The sequence below is a fragment of the Ruegeria haliotis genome (assembly GCF_013377785.1).
Classification (GTDB): Bacteria; Pseudomonadota; Alphaproteobacteria; order Rhodobacterales; family Rhodobacteraceae; genus Ruegeria; species Ruegeria haliotis.
The window spans coordinates 1-20250 of sequence record NZ_JABXWT010000007.1 but is presented as its reverse complement, the minus strand read 5'-3'; the positions used below and the strand labels follow the sequence as shown (position 1 = coordinate 20250).

Genomic DNA, 20250 nt, shown 5'->3' with positions numbered 1-20250 from the left:
TCCGGTACTTCGGTGTGCTTGCTTTACGTTCCATTCTGTTTGGTCAAGAAGTCCACGCGGCCCAACAGGGATTGCGCAATCCCCATCTCATCAAACCGCTCCCGAAGCTCTGCAAACCCGTCATGAAAATCAGGCGCCTCATTCTGCGCTCCGCATTCAGCCAGAAGGCGTACCTGACGAATGGACAGATCGACCATCGGCAGGGGTTCCTTGGCCGTGAACTCTGCCAACCCTTCGGCATAGCGAAGGGCTGCGTCCCAATCCCCGCGTGCCAGCATGACGGCACTGGCATCGGGGTAAAAATGCAGGTGGCTGTGACCCACGCAACCTGCCGCAATGATCTCGGCCCCCAGTTTCAGCAGGCGGTCCTGTTCATCGGGATCCGTCTCGGCCATGGCCAATGCCGACAGCGCTTTGGGACCCACAAATGTGCGTCCATGTTCCAGCGCAATTTCGACGGCGCGACGCCCGGTTTCCCGGGCCTCGGCCAATTGCCCAACATAGACCTGTGTGCGGGCCAAATGCTCCAGCGCCTGGGCCTCAAGCCGTTTGGCACCGACGCGTTTGGCAATTTCGGAGGACATAGTGAACGCATCAAGCGCTTGATCCAATTCACCCAAAAAGGTCTGCGCCACGCCTAAACACGTCTGCGCAACACATTCAGGGACGAAAGCAAAGTATTTCTGCGACACTTCGATGGCTTCGTTCGCATCTGCCATGCCCTGCCAAACATCGCCGGTGTAGCTGCGCGCCACGCTGAGATTGTGCAGATTGGCCGCAAGATCACGAACCAGCCCTTTTTCCCGCGCCCGTTCAACGGCCTGCGTGTAAAACCCGGTCGCCGTTTGCATGGTCGCTTTCATAAAGTTGGCATCGCCAAATCCGCTGAGCGCCCCTACTTCCAAACGCGCGGACTCCAATTTCCGGGCAAGCGACAAGGCACGCTCGTTCGCTTGCAGCGCCTCTTTGTCCCGCCCCAGAGGGAAATAGACATTTCCACGCACATAGTTGATCTGGGCCACATCCCGATCAGACCCGCAACGTTCTGCGGCGGCTTCGGCAATATCGAGCGCTGCCAGAGCTTCCTGATACAAGCTCGCCTGCCGTGCAGCTTGCGCCAGGCCTATATGCGCGCGGCTAACCTGCTCATCCGTTTCGGCAAGCTCAGCGGCCTCTTTGAATTCCCGCAGCGCGTCGTCAGAGAACCCTTGCAATCGATGCGTTTCCCCACGCGCACAAAGCAAATCAAACCTGACACCCGCCGGAGAAGGCAGTTCCAGCGCGCGCTCAATCAAAGGGCTGGCATCGCTGAATTGAAAGGCCTGGATCAGTTTGTCCGCCGCCTCCAGATAGGCTTGCGCGGCATTGCTGGCTCCGGCGCGGTCCAGATGTTGCGCGCGCAGCGTGGCATCGCGATCTTCGTATGACTTGGCCGCCTGACGATGCAGCCGGGCACGCTCAGATTTGACCAAGGTGGCGTAAGACCCGTCCCGGATCAGCGCATGGGCAAACATCAGGTCGGCATCGGCCTCACGGATCAATGCCGACCGTATCAGGTTGGTCGTATCCAAATGCCCTTCACCCAGAATGAAGTTCAGGATCTCGGGCGAGAACCTCTGACCCAGAACGGATGCCGCCTGAATTGCCGTGCGGCTGGAGCGATCCAACGAATCCAAACGCGATTGAACGATGCCCTGAATACTACCGGGAACACCTTCGCGCTTCAGAACATCGATATTGCGCAGCAACTGCTCCAGAAACAGCGGGTTGCCGCCTGCACGCTTGACGCAAGTATCCAACAGCCCGGGATCGATGGCGGTAAATTCCTCGACCATTTTTCGGGACTGTTCCTCGCCCATCGGTGCCAGCTCGAGCTTCGACACCAACGCCCCATCAGTTCCCATCTGCCAATCACGGTTGATCGGATCGCCCTCGACCCGGCTTGTCATCATCAATACGCAAGGCAGATCCCGGGTTGCCGCCGCAATATGAGAACAGGCCGTCAGAATATCGGGCGAGGCCCAATGAATGTCTTCAACCTGGATCAACAGCGGCGCGTCCTTGCTGCGGGCTGAAAGCAACTCGTCAATCACTTGCCGTCGCCCACGCAGCCGGGCCTTGTTATCCATGACGGCGTAGACTTCGGCCAGTCCCGGGTCTTGTTCAAGTTCCAGCAAAGCGCTCAGATGTGCCGCGTTGGGCGGGCCGACCCAACCCTTGCCAATGGCATCTTTCGCCACGGCAGCAGCTGTGGCTGTGTCATCGGTCGCTTCGAGGCCCAGAATGCTGCGGGCAACGGATTGAATAGCCGAATGCCCCTCGCGCGCGCCGAAATCCATGACCACGCCATTGTGGATTGAATAGGACAGGCTGGCCGCCAGTTCAGCCACCTGTTCTGACAGGTGCGTTTTGCCGATGCCGGGTTCGCCCAGAACAATATGAACCTCGCCTTTGCCGTGGCGCTGACAGCGGTCAAACGTGGCCGAGAACAGAGACATTTCACGCTCGCGCCCGATAAACCTGTGCCGACGCGTGCGGATATTGCGAGCCAACCGGTCCAACCGCCAAACCTCGACCGGGTCGTTCAATCCCTTGATCGCCTTGGTGCCAATGGAATCGCCCACAAACAACGGCCCCAACGCGCGCTGAATGTCGTGCGAGACCAAGGTCTCTCCCGGTGTCGAAATATCCGTCAAACGTGACGCCAGATTCACACCATCGCCGGTGACCGTGTATTCGGTATGGGCCTGGCTGCCTGTGGTACTGGCAATGACCTGACCCGAAGCGATGCCGATGTGGCACGACAGCGGAGGCGTCAGCGTCTGCAGCGCCTCATGTATGTCCAGCCCCGCACGCGCCGCCCGTTCCGTATCGTTTGTATGCGATATCGGGGCACCAAACACGGCCATGACCGCATCGCCGATATGCTTGTCGATACGACCGCCGTATTTTTCCACGATACTGTCGACCTTGCTGAAAAAGTCATTCAGCAGAGCGTGCATATCCTCGGCGTCAAGTTCACTGGACAGTTTGGTGAAACCTGTCAGGTCGGCGAACATCACGGTGACCTGACGCCGAGCCGGTTCCATAGGCGTTTCGGGTTCGAAAGCAGCTATCTCTTCGACCTTGTCAAGTTCTGCAATGGCGCGCAAAAGCCGTCGACGGTCGCCGACTGCAGTTACCCCGATTTCGATAAGATCGTCGCCCGTCAATTCGGGCAGAATTGCAAAATCGATCTTGTTTTCTAAAAAGGCTTGCGCGTAGTCAGATAGTCCAAGTGCGCTCAGCCAACCCCTAAGGTCTTGCGACATGTCGCCCCTCTGAAGTCCCCCACTTCAGCGAGAAACCTATCACAGACAGAGGGATAGAGTCTGCATAAACTGAACAAATTAATAATTTTGAACAGATTTTTTCGGATTAAGATACAATTGACCCGCTGTTTCGCGCGGCAATCGTTCACAGCAGTGGCGCGGAATCCTCGAAAAGATGGCTCTATCGTCGATTCAAAACGTTCCGGGGCATCGGTATTTTCAACACCCCGAAACGCATCATCCTGACAAATCGGTGGATCTGATCATCAGGCAACAGCGCTCAGGCTGTCGCCCCTTTCAGGCGGATTACAGATCCCAGTGTGCCAGCACACACACCGACGGCTATGGCAATCATCAGTTCCAACGTTCCGACATGCGCAAACTGCCACCCCGCAAAGAGCAGCGTCTCAAGCACACCGACGAGACCGCCCATGACAGCGCCCAGCCACAGGCGGCGGGTCATCATGCCCAGCGCCAGACCCAGAATGCCCGGCAGGCCGAGAACATTACCACCAATGGTTCCTAGAAAATCAAGCATCTCTCGCCCTTCCTCAATCCGTCCGTGTGGCCAGGAATGACCGGATCTCATCCCTGTCTGCCGCAGCCTGTTGTTGCTGTGCTTCGGGGGAGTCCGAATTCAGCGCCTCGGTGACGTTCTGGTATTCTTCCAGATAGTCGGGCGGCAGGCTGTGAGCGATACCCTGATGGCAGTCAATGCAGGTCATATCGTTGTCGATCGCGCGCTGGTGTTCAGACGCGGCACGGGTTTCCTGGGTCGTAAAGTCCATATAGTCGAAATTATGACAGTTGCGGCATTCGCGACTGTCCGAAGCTTTCATTTTCTTCCACACGGACGACGCCATGCTCAGGCGGTGTTCTTCGTATTTTTCAGGTGTACTGATGGTGCCTGCAAGCTCGTGGTAGACATCCTTGACCGCCATGATCTTGGCTTTGATCTTGTGGTTCCATTCGTGGGGCACGTGACAGTCGGAACAAATCGCGCGCACGCCAGAGTGGTTGTTGTAGTGGATCGTCTCGCGATACTCACCAAGGTTGGTTTCCATCGTGTGGCAGGAAACGCAGAATTCCTCGGTATTGGTCAGTTCCAGCGTCCAGTGAAATCCGCCCCAGAACAGGATACCGGCCAGAAAGCCCGCAATGATCAGGAAGCCGGAACTGAATGCAACAGCCGGTGTCCAGAACCAGTTCCAGATGCGGCGAATCCAACCGCGTTTTTCGGGGGAGTCTGCCATGTCGGTGCTCCTTTCAGTCTTGCGTTGGATTATTTGTTGGCGGATGGCTGAAAGACATTGTCGACCAGCGGCGGCGCATCAGCTTGTGGAACGTGACACTGATTGCAGAAATACCGGGTGCCGGCGATCTGGTCCAACTCGTTGCCGTCCCGGTCCAGATAGTGGGTCATCGACAGGGTTGGCGCGTTGCGTTCCCCGGCTTTGCTCCAGTCATGACAGGACAGACACTGATTGGTGCGTAGATCGATCTGATACTGCTCGACCGAATGCGGGATCAGTGGCGGTTGCTGGCGGTAATTGCGCTGGATTCGTCCTTCGACATTTTTGTGGATCTGATCAAGGGGGATGGGTTCATCCACCTCGGCACCACGCAGTGTTTCCACCTGGGCTGATTGCGCAAGGGCAAACCCACTCAGGAGCAACACAGGGATCAGGGCAATTCCGCCTGTCACGATTGATTTTTTCATCTTGGCACTCCCTTAAATAGGTCTGGCGGCGCGCGGCTGAGGCGCGGCAACTGGATCGGAAGGCACGACGACATGGTCATCGAACCGGTGAGTAAAGGTAAAGACATCGACCGCACACACATCGATGCAACGGCCGCAATTGGTGCAGTCGGGCGACAGGATCACCGGCGCAGTACCCGGCTTGCCCTTCAGCGCAGGCGAGATGACCTGATTTTCCGGGCAGACCGCATAGCAATCCATGCAGTCGTCACACGCTGTGCGATTGGAGGCGCTGACCCGCAACAGGCTTTTTGCGCCGATGAGGCCATAGAAGGCTCCGACCGGGCAAAGGTGGCCACACCAGCCATGGCGCGCGACAAAAAGGTCAAAGACAAAGATCGCGGCCACCAACGCCCAAACAAAGCCCATGCCAAAGATCAGGCCCCGATGCAGCATGGTGATCGGATTGATCAGCTCCCAGGCAATCACGCCGGTCAGTCCCGAGACAATCAGAACTGTCGCCAGTATCCACAGGCGCGTGCCGCGTTTAGGCTGCCAGCCCTTGGGCAGGTCCAGACGGCGATGCAGCCATTTGGCGGCATCCGTCACCGGATTGATCGGACACATCCAGGAACAATAAACGCGGCCACCGATCAGCGCATAAGACACCAGAACAATGACCCCGCCAATCAGCGCAGTCAGTTCCGGCCAGTGCCCGGCAATGACACTCTGAGACAGGATAAGAGGATCGGTCAGAGGCAGTATGCCCAGCGTCAACGATCCAGCCAGCGTGCCTTGGACGATCCAGATTCCGAACCAGGGCCCCAGCAAGAACAGGGCCAGGAAGAACAGCTGGCTAAACCGGCGCAGCAGCAAATAGCGATGTGCGCCGAACCAGCCCTTGGCGTCGACAGCCTCTTGCCCCACAGGCAGATGTGTGCGGGCGCTCATTGTCCCACCCCCGGCAAATCGTATCCCGGAGCAAAGCCGCCGGGTGCAATCAGATTGTCGGTGCCAGGCCCGGGCAGGCGGTCGGGCAGATCAATCAAGCCCTCGACCAGCGGCCCGCCCTTGGCAGTTTTTTCTTCCCAGCCTTTGCGGTAGTGGTCTGCCGAGCTGCCGCGCGCCAGACGGACGGGCAGCACCTTGATCGCCGCTTCGGGCAGAACGCAGCTTTTCTCGCACATGCCGCACCCGGTACAGTGATCCGCGTGCACGGTTGGGGCAAAGAGTGCATGGCTGCCCGAGCGCGCGTTGTGGGACAGTTCCAGCGTGATCGCCTCGTCAATAACGGGGCAGACGCGATAGCAGACGTCGCAACGCAGACCTAGGAAGTTCAGGCAGTTCTCCTGATCCACCAGTACCGCGACGCCCATTTTCGCGTCATCGATATTGTCTAACCTGGGGTCCAGCGCGCCGGTTGGACAGGCGGCGACACACGGAATATCGTCGCACATCTCACACGGGATATCACGCGCCGTGAAATAGGGCGTACCCGTCGCCGCAGAATCAGACCCTAATTCGGCCAGTTTCAGGGTATCGTAGGGGCAGTCCCGCACGCAGAGCCCGCAGCGAATGCAGGCCGACAGAAACTCCTTTTCCGGCAGCGCGCCGGGCGGGCGCAATGCCTCGGCCGGTAGGGCGCGGGCATCGCGGGCCAAATAGGCCAGCAGAGACCCGGCCACTACGCAGCCGCCTGCCGCACGCGCCGAGTCCTGCAGGAACCGACGCCGTTGCGGCGAAAGGGGTTTACCGACAAGGGACATGGGGACTACCTCTGCCTAACCTTGCCAGTTACGCGCGCTCGACCTTACAGGCGCATTTCTTATAGTCGGTCTCTTTAGACAGCGGGCAGGTTGCATCCAGCGTCAGCTTGTTGGTCAGCTGATGTTCGTCGAACCAAGGCATGAAGACCAGACCACGCGGTACCTTGTTGCGTCCGCGGGTTTCGATACGGCTGGTGACCTCGCCCCGACGGGTCGACAGAACGATCTCCTGTCCGCGCCGCAGACCCCGATCCTTGGCATCCTGCGGGTGCATGTAGACGACGGCCGATGGGAACGCGCGGTGCAGTTCCGGCACCCGGCGAGTCATCGAACCGGAATGCCAATGCTCAAGCACGCGCCCGGTGGACAGCCACAGATCGAATTCCTCATCCGGCTCTTCCGCAGCGGGTTCGTAGGGGGCAAAGATGATTTTGGCCTTGCCGTCCTTGTGACCGTAGAATTTGACGTCTGCGCCTTCGGGTACATAGGGATCATAGCCTTCGCGGAACCGATAGAGCGTTTCCTGCCCGTCCACGACCGGCCAGCGCAGGCCGCGCGCCTGATGGTAGGTTTCAAATGGTGCGAGGTCGTGCGCGTGGCCACGCCCGAAATTGGCATATTCCTCGAACAGACCCTTCTGTACGTAGAACCCGAAATGCTCAGATTCGTCGTTGCCGAAACCTTCTGCAGTTTCAGACAGTGGGTACTTATCCACTGAACCGTTCGCGTAGAGCACGTCGTACATGGTCTTGCCGCGATGTTCCGGCATCTTGGCCAGCAATTCTTCGTCCCAGACTTCTTCGACGGTGAACCGCTTGGAAAACTCCATCAACTGCCAGAGGTCCGATTTCGCGTCACCCGGCGCTTGCACCTGCTGACGCCAGAATTGGGTGCGCCGCTCTGCGTTACCATAGGCGCCTTCTTTTTCGACCCACATGGCGGTAGGCAGGATCAGGTCAGCCGAGACGGCAGTAACCGTCGGATAAGGATCCGAAACTGCAATGAAGTTTTCCGGATTACGATAGCCTGGATACCCCTCTTCGTTCATGTTGGGCGCGGCTTGCATGTTGTTGTTACACTGCACCCAATAGGCGTTCAGCTCACCGTCTTTCAGCTTGCGGTGCTGCAAAACAGCGTGGAAGCCGGGCTTGGGCGGAATTGTGCCTTCGGGGATATTCCACGCGGTCTCACAGATCTCGCGGTGCTCGTCGTTCATCACCACCATGTCGGCAGGCAGACGGTGGGCAAAGGTGCCGACCTCACGCGCCGTACCACAGGCCGATGGTTGACCGGTCAGCGAGAAGGGTGAGTTACCCGGTTCCGAAATCTTCCCGACCAGCAGGTGAACATTGTACATCAACGAGTTCGCCCACGACCCACGCGTATGCTGGTTGAAACCCATGGTCCATAGGCTCATCACCTTGCGATTCGGATCGGCATATTGCTTGGCCAGCTTCTCGAGCTTGTCGGCAGGTACGCCTGACAGTTCGGCTGTATACGCCAGCGTGTATTCCGCGACCGAAGCGGCATAGTCCTCAAAACTGATGGTTTCCAGCTTGCCGGAATTCGGGTTTTCAGCCTCTTGCTGCAACGGGTTAGTGTCCCGCAACCCATAGCCGATGTCAGTTGCGGTCTTGGTGATGTTGACGTGTTTTTTGACGAACTCTTCGTTCACAGCGCCAGTTTGGATAATGTAGTTGGCGATATAATTCAGGATCGCCAGATCAGTCTGCGGCGCAAAAACGATGCCATTGTCCGCCAGCTCGAACGAGCGATGTTCGAACGTCGACAGCACATGCACCTCTGACCCGGGTTTGGTCAGGCGCGTATCGGTCAGACGCGACCACAGGATCGGGTGCATCTCGGCCATGTTCGAGCCCCAGAGCACAAAGGTATCCGCGTGCTCCAGATCATCGTAGCAGCCCATCGGCTCATCAATACCGAAGGTGCGCATGAACCCGACGACCGCCGAGGCCATGCAGTGCCGCGCGTTAGGGTCGATATTGTTGGACCGGAACCCGGCCTTCATCAGCTTGGATGCGGCGTAGCCTTCCCAGACGGTCCACTGACCCGAGCCGAACATGCCAACACTGGTTGGCCCCTTCTTGGCCAGGGCCTCTTTCCACTTGGCGGCCATCACATCAAAGGCTTCGTCCCAGCTGACCGGTTCGAACTCGCCATTCTTGTCGTATTCGCCATTGGTTTTGCGCAGCAGCGGCGTGGTCAGGCGGTCCTTGCCGTACATGATCTTGGACAGGAAATAGCCCTTGATGCAGTTCAGGCCGCGATTGACGGGCGCATCTGGGTCACCCTGGGTGGCGACGACACGGCCATCCTTGGTGCCGACCAGAACTGAACAGCCGGTGCCACAAAAGCGGCAAGCCGCCTTGTCCCAGCGAATATCAGGCGCAGCGACCTGCGCGTTGGCCTGACCTGCGGTCATCGGGATACCTGCGGCCGAGGCGGTTGCGGCAGCCGCTGATGCTTTGAGGAAGGTGCGGCGGGATTCAGAAACAGTCATTGGACAGGCCTCCTGCTGGTCGGTTGGCTTGGGGCATCGGTTTGCGGAGAGGTCTCCGCCAGTTCTTCGAAATGGTGATAGGTAAGGGACAAAGAGATTACGCCGGGGATCTGATGCAGATCCATGATGGTCTCGGACGCCAGTCGTGCGGGCGTGTCTTCGACAACCACGACAAAACGGCCATCCTCGGCCTCGGCATGCACTTCGACGCCTTGGGTTTCAGTTATTGCCACCCGCGCGGCTTCAGCGCGGTCCGGGGCAACGTGTACAAGGCAACCGCAGATGTTCATTGGATCACTTCCGGTTGGGGGTTAAAAGGACGTTCAAACGAGACAGCACCGACCGGACATGCAGACGCACAAGCGCCACAACCGGTACAGCTGTCGATATCCAGTTCGGGTTTTGCGCGACCACCAAGCTGCAGCTTGAACCGGATCGCGCCCTGATCACAGGTGTCTTGACACAAACGGCAACTGACGCCGGTCATCGACAGGCATGAGGCACCTTCGATCATTGCGCGCCACGGCCAGTCAGGCAAACGCTCGATATCCAAAGCATCGGCCTCACACGACCGAGCGCAATCGCCGCAAAAGGTACAGGCACCCGCATCTAGCCGGGCGATGGGAATGCCATCATTATCGATGGCAAGGATGCCTTCGGGACAGGCGCTTACACAATCGCCGCATGCCGTGCACAGATCGTGGAATCCAGACTCCACCGCACCCGGAGGCCGAACCACATGGGTATCCTCCCGGAGAATCCGGGCGCTGAGAAACGCGCGTCTGGTGGTCAACTGGCTCATTCGCTTGCGACCTAAACCCCATAAGTCTTTATAACTGGTTTTTTGTGGGCGTAGCAGGTTTTCTACGCAATAATTTTGATCCAGATCATTTTGTGTTCCGATTAAATTTGGTCGGTCAAAAACAAGTCAAAACCCGGGTGAATCCGACAACTCGCATTAGTCAAACTTGCGCGACAAAATGAATGAGCTGCACGCGTCAGTGAGAGTTTTGAAACGTGATCGTTCCCGGACATAGAGGTACACCTGTCGTTTGTCTGGCAGATCCGAAATGAGCCGAAAGGCGGCAGAGTCAGGAATAAACCGGGCCACTGTCTGCGGCAGAACCGTGGCCCATTGGCCCGTTCTGACCATCGTGATCAACGAATGCGTATTGTGGATCGAGATTTCAGAGTGTTCCAATACATGGGTGAATTGCGGCGACTGGATGAAGTCACACAGAGCGTTCCGCACAAAACGAGTGGCCGTCAGATCGGAAACCTCCGGCGGTTCGGCCCTGGTGATCAGCGGGTGGTCCGACGCAGCGACAAGGCCAAAGCGATCTTCGAACAATGGGACAATTCTGACGCCGTTCAACGGGTGATGGCCGGACGCAATCCCGATATCCGCCTTGTCACCAGCAATCGCATCCAACACCTGCTGTGTATCCGCGTCGCGCAGTTCGATCTTCAGCCCGGGGAATCGCGATGTCATGTGGTCAAGCAATGGTGGAAACACCAACGCCCCTACCGATGGGACCGACACAATACGGATCAACCCATGCTCTGCCTCTGCCGCCGCCTCAATATTCTGAACGGTTTGATCGAATTCGCGCACTTGTTTGAGCGCCAGATCAAACACTTGTTTGCCCAACGGAGACAGGTGATTCTTCCTTTCTCCTTCGAACAGCCTTTTGCCCAGATGATCTTCAAGCTGCTTCAATGTCATCGATACTGCGGATTGCGTGCGTCCCAGGCGATCAGCGGCCTCGCCCAGATTTCCTGTCTGGGCAACCGTGCAAAAGCAACGCAGCATCTCGACTTTGATTGTCATGCTTCAGAATTCCTGAAGTTGGTTAAAGTAATTTGAGTTTGACTGATATGGCCTCTGAAATCCATCCTGTCCGAAATCGAAATCAAAAATTTGGGGCCTGACGTGACCAAACTGAACCTGATCGCTGGCGAATGGCTGGCTGGTGAAAGCGAAATTGAAAACCGTAACCCGTCGGACCTGACCGATTTAGTGGGCATGTTTGCCCAGGCCAGCGCGGACCAACTGGACGCCACACTGGACCAGGCGCGCGTCGCGCAGGCCGAGTGGGAGGCCTATGGCCCCGAGCGCAAGCAGGCCGTCCTGATGAATATCGGCAACGAACTGATGTCACGCGCCGAAGAGTTGGGAACGTTGCTGGCCCGCGAAGAAGGTAAGCCCAAGGCCGAAGGCAAGGGTGAGGTTTATCGCGCCGGTCAGTTCTTTACCTACTACGCCGCCGAATGCCTGCGTCAGATCGGTGAGAACGCCGATAGCGTGCGCCCCGGCGTCGAAATCGACGTGCGCCGCGAAGCTGTTGGCACAGTGGCGATCATCAGCCCTTGGAACTTCCCCACCGCGACCGCGTCGTGGAAGATTGCGCCAGCGCTGTGCTATGGCAACGCGGTTGTCTGGAAACCCGCGAACATCACTCCGGCATCCGCCGTGGCCCTGACCGAGATCATCGAACGGCAGGACATCCCCAAGGGTCTGTTCAGCCTTGTGATGGGCTCGGGCCGCTCGATCGGTCAACGCCTGGTGGAAAGCCCCAAGGTCAATGCGATTTCCTTCACCGGGTCGGTTCCGGTTGGCAAAGGCATCGCCGCAGCGGCCATTCAGAACCTGACCAAAGTTCAAATGGAAATGGGGTCGAAAAACGCGCTGGCGGTCATGGATGACGCAGATCTGGACTTGGCCGTGACACTGGCCCTTGGTGGTGCCTTTGGCGGCACCGGTCAGAAATGCACCGCGTCCTCGCGCCTCGTGGTGCACGCGGGCATCCACGACGCTTTCGTCGAGAAACTGGTTGCCGGTGCACAAGCGATGAAAGTCGGCCACGCGCTGGAAGAAGGCACCCAGTTGGGTCCCGTTGTCAGCCAGCAGCAGTTGGGCGAAAACCTCGCCTATGTCGATCTGGGCAAGTCTGAGGGCGCGGAACTGGCTTGCGGCGGTCAGCGGCTTGAGATGCCTCATGATGGCTTCTACATGTCCCCAGGCGTGTTCCTAAACACCAACAACGACATGCGCATCAACCGCGAAGAAATGTTCGCGCCGCTGACCAGCGTCATCAAGGTTGGCAGCTATGATGAAGCGCTGAGCGTCGTCAACGACACCAATTTCGGCCTGACCTCGGGTATCGTCACCAAGTCGCTGGCGCGCGCTACTCACTTCCGTCGCAATGCCCGCACCGGTGTTGTGACCGTGAACCTTCCGACCGCTGGCACCGACTATCACGTGCCGTTTGGTGGTCGTGGCGACAGCTCGTATGGGCCACGTGAACAAGGTAAGGCGGCGGCTGAGTTCTATACCACCGTCAAAACCGCCTATATCAGTGCTGGCCCTGTCTGATGCGGATTGATGGGCTGCAATATGCCAACTGGTCGGAGAAGATCTTCCGCCAGCTGCGTGAAGGGGGCGTGGACGCGATCCACGTCACCATCTCGTATCACGAGAACTTTCGCGAAACGGTTCTGAACTTTGAAAGGTGGAACCGCTGGTTCGAACAATACCCGGACCTGATCATGAAAGGCCGGTGGGCCAGCGATATCGATACGGCGCGCGAAACCGGCCGGACTGCTGTATTCTTTGGCTTTCAGAACCCCAGCCCTATCGAGGATGATATCGGTCTGGTCGAAATCCTGCACGATCTGGGTGCACGGTTCATGCAGCTGACCTATAACAACCAGTCGCTGCTGGCGACGGGCTGTTATGAGGCCGAAGACACCGGCATCACCCGCATGGGAAAACAGGTCATCAAGGAAATGAACCGCGTGGGTCTTGTGGTGGACATGAGCCATTCGGCAGATCGGTCCACCATTGAGGCCGCCGAAATCTCTGAACGTCCTATCGCCATCACCCACGCAAACCCGCATGAATGGTCACCCGCGCTGCGCAACAAGCGTGACGACGTCATCCGCGCGGTCACGGAAAAGGGTGGGATGCTGGGCTTTTCGGTCTACCCTCATCACCTGAAAGATAAATCTGACTGCACGTTGGAGAGTTTTTGCGAGATGATCGCCCGTACTGCCGACAAATATGGCGCGCAGCATATGGGGATCGGCACTGACCTGTGCCAGGACCAGCCAGACAGCATTGTCGAATGGATGCGTGTCGGGCGCTGGACCAAAGAAATTGACTATGGCGAAGGATCGGCATCGGCGCCGGGCTTTCCGCCGATGCCGGGCTGGTTTCAGGACAACCGCCACTTTGGCAATATAGAAAACGGGTTACGCGCAACCGGCCTGAGCGATAACGACGTCGCCGGGATCATGGGCGGGAACTGGTATCGGTTCTTCGCCAAGAATTTTGGCCCTCAAGGATAAACCATATGGATAAAACCGCGCAAACAACCATCCCTCGGCGGGACCCAGCGACAGTGATGCGCCTGTCACGTCTGGGTTCGCTGCATCAATGCCGTCTCAGTTTCATGCGGGTGCTGACGCGCCGCCTGGCTGAAGAAAACTGGAGCTTTGCACGCCCGGTTTTCGACGTTGATGACAAAGGGGTGGGGCACGCGGTTTACACGGCACAAGGGCCTGAGCGGACCTATTCTTTGGTGGCATTTGCCCATGACCTGCCGCCCGAGATGCGCTCGGACCGGGTGATTGCCACGGCGTGGGACGCAACATTTACCCTGTTCGACGGGGTACCAACCGAGGCCGACATTGAGCGCCTGTCCCAAAACGTTCCGCTTCAAGAGGTAGGCCGCGTCACCGACAGCGAGATCTCAGTCAGCCGCGCCAACCGGTCGGTGCGCCTGTGGGAACACTTCGTCGAATCACTGGCCGCTGGGCACCAACCTGACGCGGAAAAGGCTGATGCGGTGGGCTATCTGATGCGCACCACCGCTGTTTACGGTTCGGGCAAGCTGGGCGCGGCAGATCGGGAAAAAATCGCGGACCGCCCGGAAATGTTGGTGCCGTTTCAGGCCGAAATGCTGTCGGTCTTTCTGACCCGCTGGTTCGTGCGCGACCTCGTCAATCACATGGCACGCGTGCGCGGCGGTGATGAGGCCGTCGAACTGAGCCCCGAGATGGCGACTCGTCTGGGGATCGGCAATTCCACCGGCCTGGGCATGGCGCCCTTCATCGTCAATCACCCGATCCTGTTCAACAATTGGATCATGGTGCGTGAAGAGGCAATCGCGCGCGTCCGGTCCATCGAAACAGCGTCAGCCGAGGATGCCAATGCGTTTCGGAACATTTTCGACCGCAGCAAGCTTTCGATGTCCTGGTGGCGTTCAGAGCATCCGGCACAAATCAAGAAGCTTGCGGAATTGAACAATGATCTGGCCTTGATCTCGGGATATCTGGGGCAGGATGACCTGATGCGAGATCACCCCTGGGACCGATTGATCCGCTGGTCCGAAACCGCACTTAGCGAGGAAGGACAGGAACTGGTCGCCTCGCTGGTTCTCGAACCTTACGGGGATCTGGTGGATGGTCTGGCCAGCTGCATGGCAGACACCAATGCCCGGGCGCAGGTGATCAAGGGCGCGATGCCGATCTCTGACGTGCGGTCACTGATCCAGCAGGGTTTTGATTGGGCGCTGGATCTGGACTGGAACGCGCCAGAGAATTGCGCCCGCGCCTGGTATGTCTCGGAGGAAAAGCTGGAACCGCGACTGGGCGAACGGTTCGACGAACCGATTGCCGACTACGAGCAACCTCTGGCCCCGGCCCGAGACGCAGTTCTGGCGTACAAAGCACTTGCCGATTGGGTCGACGAAGCCCCGATCGCAGAATTCCTGATGCGCCACCCGGAACATCGTCACACAGTGCGCCGTGCACAAATGGCGGACATCGCACCCTATGGTGAAATCCGCGACAACACCATCAGTGCAAGTGTGCTGCCCATCGACATGCTGCGGGCAAAGCTGGCATTTTTTGGCGCGACCCATTTTGATCCGCGGTCGGACCGCTGGGTGCGCATCTGCATGTATTCCGGCGCGCCCTACCCCGATGAGTTGACCGGCGAAAACGCCGATTTGTGGGTATATCCGGAGGTCCTGCCATGAATTTGTCCCTGAATGAGATCGAGGCAATAGCAAAACGCGCGGCCCGAGGTGCTGGGTACGAATGGGGCGTGGCAGAGGAAGCTGGCAAGGCAACGCGTTGGCTGTGCGCACAGGGGCTGGATGGTGCAACTGAACTAGCCCGGCTGTTGCAACGGGAATTCCCTGTCACTCTGGAGCAGCACGTCCCAAGTGAGTTAAACGACAAGTGGGCCGGCGAAGAAGCACTGTGCCCTTTGATGACTGGTGCAACATTGTCCGATCATGCGGACATTCGACACCCCGGCCCGCTAGAGTTGCAACATGTTGCCGTGCCCCTATTGCTGCTTCCGTTTGTGGCCAACATGGCCTTTGCCCGGAACAACAGCATCACAATGACGATGGATGGTTGTACCGCCGTAACCGACGGCACGCGCCTATCATGTCCAGATTGCGATAACGCCCACGCGGATCACGTTGTGATAGCCGTGGGCGGCGTGTTGGAGAACACACGACCTTGCCATACCCGCGCGCATCCAGATCCGGCCGCGTGGCAGGTTCTCACCAGCTTCGCCCACCGCACCTATGCCCCCGCAACCGAAGAATCGCGGCTATTGGGGGCCGGTGCTGGGCTGTCCGATAATGATTAAAGGATAATCCGATGACGGAAACCCGAACGCTCTCGCTTGCTGAAATCGAAGATCTGTCCTTCAGAGCCCTTGTGGCTGCGGGCACGAGCGAGGAAAACGCGCGCCCGCTGGCTGTGGCGACAGCCGCGACCGAGGCCGACGGTGTTGCCAGCCATGGTCTGGCGTACATCCCGATCTACTGTGAACACGTGCAGTGCGGCAAAGTGGATGGTCAGGCCAAACCCGCGCTGGAAACCCCACGCCCCGGCGTTGTCAGGGTGGACGCGGCCACCGGTTTTGCGCATTCGGCAATTGATCTGGGGTTCGATACCCTAATCCCCGCCGCACGCGAACAGGGTATTGCCGCGCTGGCCATCACCAACAGCTACAATTGCGGCGTACTGGGCTATCATACATATCGTCTGGCTCAGGCAGGTCTGGTTGGTTTGGGGTTCACCAATGCACCAGCGTCAATCGCACCGTCCGGAGGCTCAAAGCCTGTCATCGGAACCAACCCGTTCTCGATCGCAGCGCCCGGGGCGGATGGACAACCTGCCCTTCTGATCGACCAGAGCGCCAGCACAATTGCCAAAAGCGAAGTGATGAAACACGCCCGGGAAGGCAAAGCAATCCCGGTTGGATGGGCACTGGATTCGGATGGCAACCCAACCACCGATCCCAATGTCGGACTGAAGGGCAGCATGGCACCCTCAGGTGGCTACAAAGGTGTCGGCGTCGCGTTGTTGACGGAAATCATGGCGGCGGCACTGACCGGAGCAACCCTGGGCCTGCATGCATCGCCGTTTTCAGGAACGGTCGGTGGGCCGCCAAAAACGGGTCAGTTTTTCATCGCGATTGATCCCGCCTCAACTTCAAATGGACTGTTTTCGACGGGAATGGCTGACCTTGTTGAGGCCATTCGTGTTCAGGAAGGGGCCCACTTGCCGGGCGACGGACGTTTGTCAAAGCGCCTGAAGGCCCATCAGGAGGGCGTCGCTGTAAATTCGGCGACTTTGGCAAAGATCGAAGGCATTTTGGCCAACGCCAATCAGGCGTAAGACGAGCCGCCCATCGTCGACACCGAGCATTCGGGTCTGATCAATCTGGTCGCCTCGATACTGTTGAACTGCGCAGCGACTGTTGTGGTTCGGTATCAGCGGTCTTTGACACACGCGTCAAGGACCGCTGCGATCCCTAAAACCCAGCCATTTTTAAGCTTTCGACAAAATGTTGGGTGTCTGCTTCCCAACGATCCGGTTGAACATCAGCCCATCGGACAAGCGAAAAGTTTGGGTGTGCAACGCGGTGTTTGTCAGCAATAACCCGGGCCATATCCGTGTCTCCCAACTGCACATAGCTTGCGGCGAGCATGCGTTGGCCTTCCGTGGGGTTGTTCATTTTATTCACGGTTTCAATGACATCCCCATAACGCTTGAGATTGAAATACGCGCCACCCAGATGCCACAGGTATTGGTCGGGGAAGTAAGGGTTAAGACGCATCGCCTGTTGCAGATGTGTGATCGCAGTTTCGTTGTCGCCTGAATGGGCCAACGCGTCAGCGTAGTCCGAATGCAGATCAGCATCGTTGGGGTTTAACGCCAACGCCCGCTTGTAGGATTCGATGGCCGCATCATGTTCTTTGCGGTAAAGCTGCACAAAACCCAATTCACCGAACCCGCGGGCGTCTGTCGGATCCAGATCTATTGCCCGCCGTGCGTAAGACAAGGCATGATCCAGAGCGGTGTCCGTATCTACGCTCCAGGAATATCGCCAGTTTATGTTCAATGTGCGCGAAAGGGCTGCGGATGCACGGGCGTAGCGGTCATCCCGCTCAAGCGCAAATTCATAGCAGGTCTTCGCCTTTTTGTTGTCTTTGCGCGTGTATTTGAAGATGTGGTGCTGGCCCTGCAAGACCGCGCCGTAAGCTTCCAGATCTTTGGGAATCGCCTGGACCATTCGTTGTTGTTCCTGGGATTCGATCATTACGGCAGTGGCTGCAACGATGCATTCTGTGACCTCATCCAGAATGTCGAATATGTCATCGATCTTGCGATCAAAACGTTCGGCCCAGATTGTTCGCTCGGTGTTCGCATCAATCAATTCCGCAGTGATCCTGACGCGGCTTTGTGATCGACGAACACTGCCACGAGCTATGTAGCGAACATTCAATCTGCGTGCGGCCTCCTTCGGAGGCATCGATTCCGTTTTGAAAAAGAACGATGAGTTTCGGGCGATAACGAACAAGTTCCGGAATTTGGACAGGTTCATGATGATGTCATCGGTAAGCCCATCAGCGATCCAGCTGTCATCCTCGTCATTTCCAGTGCTCACAAAGGGCAAGACGGCAACGGACGGCGTGTCGGGCCGATCCAAGATGTCCAAAGGCATATCAGGGCGCAATGTTGCTGCCATGGTCGCTCCCTCGACCTCGCTGCGGACACAATACGTCGGGATTGGCGCCATGATGTTCTTAAGCTGCTTGGGACCCAGAAATTCATAACCATACCGCAGGCGATTGCGGATTTGGTCATATACAGATGCACTGATGTAGACTCTTTCAGGCTCGGCTATTTCCTGTAGCCGGGCGGCGATATTCACGTTGTCACCATGAACGCCGCGCTCGTCGAGCAGGACCTCACCAAGGTGTACACCTGCGCGAAACTTGATCCGCTGATCTTTTGGACGATCCTGGTTGTGCTGCGCTGCGATCCGATGCAATTCGATACTGAATTCGACCGCACTGGTGGCAGTTTCGAATAAAGCCAGAATACCGTCACCCCTGACTTCGACAATGTCTCCTTGGTATTGGGTGCAGGTGGCTTCGAGCTGTGAAAGCAAGGATTTCAACGCGCTGTACGTATCCAGCTCGTTCTCATTCATCAGCCGCGAATAACCGACAACATCCGCAAACAGCACCGCGCCGAGCTTTTGTGTGATTGATGACTCTGATCTGGTGCTATTCACTTGCGGTACTCGGTCGAGATTTCATTTCACGTTTAGATATGCGCTGTCAAAAGATCGCCTCAGCCCTCAGAGAGGCGTCGAGGCGGCCATGACCATCCGGATGCCTCACTGGAACAAAACCCAACCACTGTGTTCGGTTTTAGTTCCTTGGCCAATGCTTGCCGTCGATCCATCCAGTCCTTCCGAAGGATGCCAACGACAATCATGTCGTAAAAGCACCCGTCTGCAAACCAAGCTTGTCGCAGGGTGCCCTCGGTCTGAAAACTCAGCTGACCAAATAGATCCTGACTGGCCCGGTTGTCGGCCCGGTAGTATGACGTAACGCGGTTCAGCCCCAGCTGTCGGAAGGCAAAATCCAAAAGAAGAGCAGTTGCCCTAATACCAACGCCGCATCGACGCACTGACCTGTCGACAAACAGTGGTATGACCGCATCGCGATTGACATGCGAAATTGCATCCAACCCGGTCAGTCCAACGGCGTCCTTGTTCTCGGTTTCGATCGTAAACCAGCAGTTCCTATTATCGCTGCGCGCACAAACAGCATCATTCCATAACCGTTCAGTCTGTACTTGGTTCAATGGAATACGAGAGGTTCGATCAAAACAAGCCAGATCCGCTACATCCAGAAACCATCTTGATATGATCTCCAGATCAGCCTTCTCCGTAGGGCGTAGAGTAAATTGATTTACTGGGTAATCTGACAACGGATAAAGTGCCTCCAAATTATTATCTGGCTCAGGCTTTGATGGCGACAGTAGCACATAGTACTGGCGATTGCGTAATTAAGAAAAAGATCAGTGCCTCAGGTTTCCGGTTTTCTCGATATTGCTGAACTTTAAGCGCCACTTCTTGCTTGAAAGCCTCCATCTTTAAAAACCTATGGAAGGGCTTGATCGTTGCACTAGGTAAGGGCTCATTTCGATCTGTTGCAGGCAATTGGTGGTTTCGTGTCTATTGCTCAAACACCACATGGTGTTTTTTCGCCCCATTTGCTTCTGCTGTGCTTCACCAATAGCCATCGAAGTATTGCACTCAGATTCCGATTGCAGCCATTGGCGCGCGTGCAGCGAATTCACCCTTTGTCCGCTCAACCGACCTTGATGCCGTCCGAACCGGCACGATGTCCAACCGAAACCGTCAGATGACTGGTTTGAGGCAGCTGCCCGGGCCTATAGCACCGCTGTAGCACCGGACTGATAGGAGGCGAACGCAAGAAGCGCCCTATTGGGCGCTAAGTGCGTGATATCTGACGGTAAAAGCTGGTTGTGGGAGTAGGCTTTGAACCTGTGACCTTCAGGTTATGAGCCTGACGAGGTGAAGACGTTAAGCAATTGATCCAG

17 protein-coding genes are annotated in these 20250 nt (G+C 57.3%); 5 read left to right on the top strand and 12 right to left on the bottom strand.

Annotated elements, in window-relative coordinates; translation table 11 throughout:
• Window positions 1-23: 23 nt before the first annotated feature.
• From HW561_RS13280 to HW561_RS13235, 10 genes are all read right to left on the bottom strand, one after another.
• On the bottom strand, window positions 24-3311 hold the full coding sequence (locus tag HW561_RS13280; RefSeq protein ID WP_176865521.1) for an adenylate/guanylate cyclase domain-containing protein: 3288 nt from the start codon (window positions 3309-3311) through the stop codon (window positions 24-26).
• A gap of 280 nt (window positions 3312-3591) precedes the next feature.
• A complete protein-coding gene (locus tag HW561_RS13275; RefSeq protein WP_176865519.1) occupies window positions 3592-3849 on the bottom strand; it encodes a hypothetical protein in 258 nt (85 codons plus the stop codon).
• A gap of 13 nt (window positions 3850-3862) precedes the next feature.
• Window positions 3863-4564 carry a NapC/NirT family cytochrome c gene (locus tag HW561_RS13270; RefSeq protein WP_176865517.1) on the bottom strand — a complete coding sequence of 234 codons (702 nt, stop codon included), beginning with the start codon at window positions 4562-4564 and terminating at the stop codon, window positions 3863-3865.
• Between the two features lie 29 nt (window positions 4565-4593).
• Window positions 4594-5031 (bottom strand): nitrate reductase cytochrome c-type subunit, encoded by a 438-nt coding sequence (locus tag HW561_RS13265; protein ID WP_176865515.1) that lies wholly within the window; start codon window positions 5029-5031, stop codon window positions 4594-4596.
• A gap of 12 nt (window positions 5032-5043) precedes the next feature.
• A complete protein-coding gene (gene napH, locus HW561_RS13260; protein ID WP_176865513.1) occupies window positions 5044-5961 on the bottom strand; it encodes a quinol dehydrogenase ferredoxin subunit NapH in 918 nt (305 codons plus the stop codon).
• Complete coding sequence (gene napG / locus HW561_RS13255) at window positions 5958-6776, bottom strand: ferredoxin-type protein NapG (protein ID WP_176865511.1); 819 nt, start codon at window positions 6774-6776, stop codon at window positions 5958-5960. Before napG ends, napH begins: the two co-directional genes overlap by 4 nt.
• Window positions 6777-6804: 28 nt before the next feature.
• Complete coding sequence (gene napA, locus HW561_RS13250; RefSeq protein ID WP_176865510.1) at window positions 6805-9297, bottom strand: nitrate reductase catalytic subunit NapA; 2493 nt, start codon at window positions 9295-9297, stop codon at window positions 6805-6807.
• Window positions 9294-9587, bottom strand: coding sequence for a chaperone NapD (locus HW561_RS13245; RefSeq protein ID WP_176865508.1), 294 nt, complete (start codon window positions 9585-9587; stop codon window positions 9294-9296). The genes napA and HW561_RS13245 overlap by 4 nt, the downstream gene beginning before the upstream one ends.
• Window positions 9584-10099, bottom strand: coding sequence for a ferredoxin-type protein NapF (gene napF / locus HW561_RS13240; protein ID WP_176865506.1), 516 nt, complete (start codon window positions 10097-10099; stop codon window positions 9584-9586). The genes HW561_RS13245 and napF overlap by 4 nt, the downstream gene beginning before the upstream one ends.
• A 156-nt stretch (window positions 10100-10255) precedes the next feature.
• Window positions 10256-11128 (bottom strand): LysR family transcriptional regulator, encoded by an 873-nt coding sequence (locus tag HW561_RS13235; RefSeq protein WP_176865504.1) that lies wholly within the window; start codon window positions 11126-11128, stop codon window positions 10256-10258.
• 102 nt (window positions 11129-11230) lie between these two features.
• Between HW561_RS13235 and HW561_RS13230 the strand changes: the two genes are divergently transcribed.
• From HW561_RS13230 to HW561_RS13210, 5 genes are read left to right on the top strand one after another with little or no spacing between them, the layout of a single operon-like run.
• Complete coding sequence (locus HW561_RS13230) at window positions 11231-12673, top strand: aldehyde dehydrogenase family protein (protein ID WP_176865503.1); 1443 nt, start codon at window positions 11231-11233, stop codon at window positions 12671-12673.
• Entirely contained in the window at window positions 12673-13647 is a 975-nt protein-coding gene (locus tag HW561_RS13225) for a membrane dipeptidase (protein ID WP_176865501.1), read from the top strand. The genes HW561_RS13230 and HW561_RS13225 overlap by 1 nt, the downstream gene beginning before the upstream one ends.
• A gap of 5 nt (window positions 13648-13652) precedes the next feature.
• Window positions 13653-15341, top strand: coding sequence for a hypothetical protein (locus HW561_RS13220; RefSeq protein WP_176865499.1), 1689 nt, complete (start codon window positions 13653-13655; stop codon window positions 15339-15341).
• Complete coding sequence (locus HW561_RS13215; RefSeq protein ID WP_176865497.1) at window positions 15338-15967, top strand: DUF3726 domain-containing protein; 630 nt, start codon at window positions 15338-15340, stop codon at window positions 15965-15967. The genes HW561_RS13220 and HW561_RS13215 overlap by 4 nt, the downstream gene beginning before the upstream one ends.
• Before the next feature lie 11 nt (window positions 15968-15978).
• Entirely contained in the window at window positions 15979-17004 is a 1026-nt protein-coding gene (locus HW561_RS13210) for an Ldh family oxidoreductase (RefSeq protein ID WP_176865495.1), read from the top strand.
• 136 nt (window positions 17005-17140) lie between these two features.
• On the opposite strand, the gene HW561_RS13205 is transcribed toward HW561_RS13210, so the two are convergent.
• Window positions 17141-18910, bottom strand: a complete 1770-nt coding sequence (locus HW561_RS13205) for a tetratricopeptide repeat protein (RefSeq protein WP_176865494.1) — start codon at window positions 18908-18910, stop codon at window positions 17141-17143.
• 59 nt (window positions 18911-18969) lie between these two features.
• Window positions 18970-19671 (bottom strand): GNAT family N-acetyltransferase, encoded by a 702-nt coding sequence (locus tag HW561_RS13200; RefSeq protein WP_328803283.1) that lies wholly within the window; start codon window positions 19669-19671, stop codon window positions 18970-18972.
• Between the last annotated feature and the right edge of the window lie 579 nt (window positions 19672-20250).

Excerpts from the sequence above, each read along its gene's own strand:
- HW561_RS13280 (WP_176865521.1), bottom strand. The coding sequence starts at position 3,311 with ATGTCGCAAGACCTTAGGGGTTGGCTGAGCGCACTTGGACTATCTGAC.
- HW561_RS13275 (WP_176865519.1), bottom strand. The coding sequence starts at position 3,849 with ATGCTTGATTTTCTAGGAACCATTGGTGGTAATGTTCTCGGCCTGCCG.
- HW561_RS13270 (WP_176865517.1), bottom strand. The coding sequence starts at position 4,564 with ATGGCAGACTCCCCCGAAAAACGCGGTTGGATTCGCCGCATCTGGAAC.
- HW561_RS13265 (WP_176865515.1), bottom strand. The coding sequence starts at position 5,031 with ATGAAAAAATCAATCGTGACAGGCGGAATTGCCCTGATCCCTGTGTTG.
- napH (WP_176865513.1), bottom strand. The coding sequence starts at position 5,961 with ATGAGCGCCCGCACACATCTGCCTGTGGGGCAAGAGGCTGTCGACGCC.
- napG (WP_176865511.1), bottom strand. The coding sequence starts at position 6,776 with ATGTCCCTTGTCGGTAAACCCCTTTCGCCGCAACGGCGTCGGTTCCTG.
- napA (WP_176865510.1), bottom strand. The coding sequence starts at position 9,297 with ATGACTGTTTCTGAATCCCGCCGCACCTTCCTCAAAGCATCAGCGGCT.
- HW561_RS13245 (WP_176865508.1), bottom strand. The coding sequence starts at position 9,587 with ATGAACATCTGCGGTTGCCTTGTACACGTTGCCCCGGACCGCGCTGAA.
- napF (WP_176865506.1), bottom strand. The coding sequence starts at position 10,099 with ATGAGCCAGTTGACCACCAGACGCGCGTTTCTCAGCGCCCGGATTCTC.
- HW561_RS13235 (WP_176865504.1), bottom strand. The coding sequence starts at position 11,128 with ATGACAATCAAAGTCGAGATGCTGCGTTGCTTTTGCACGGTTGCCCAG.
- HW561_RS13225 (WP_176865501.1), top strand. The coding sequence starts at position 12,673 with ATGCGGATTGATGGGCTGCAATATGCCAACTGGTCGGAGAAGATCTTC.
- HW561_RS13220 (WP_176865499.1), top strand. The coding sequence starts at position 13,653 with ATGGATAAAACCGCGCAAACAACCATCCCTCGGCGGGACCCAGCGACA.
- HW561_RS13215 (WP_176865497.1), top strand. The coding sequence starts at position 15,338 with ATGAATTTGTCCCTGAATGAGATCGAGGCAATAGCAAAACGCGCGGCC.
- HW561_RS13210 (WP_176865495.1), top strand. The coding sequence starts at position 15,979 with ATGACGGAAACCCGAACGCTCTCGCTTGCTGAAATCGAAGATCTGTCC.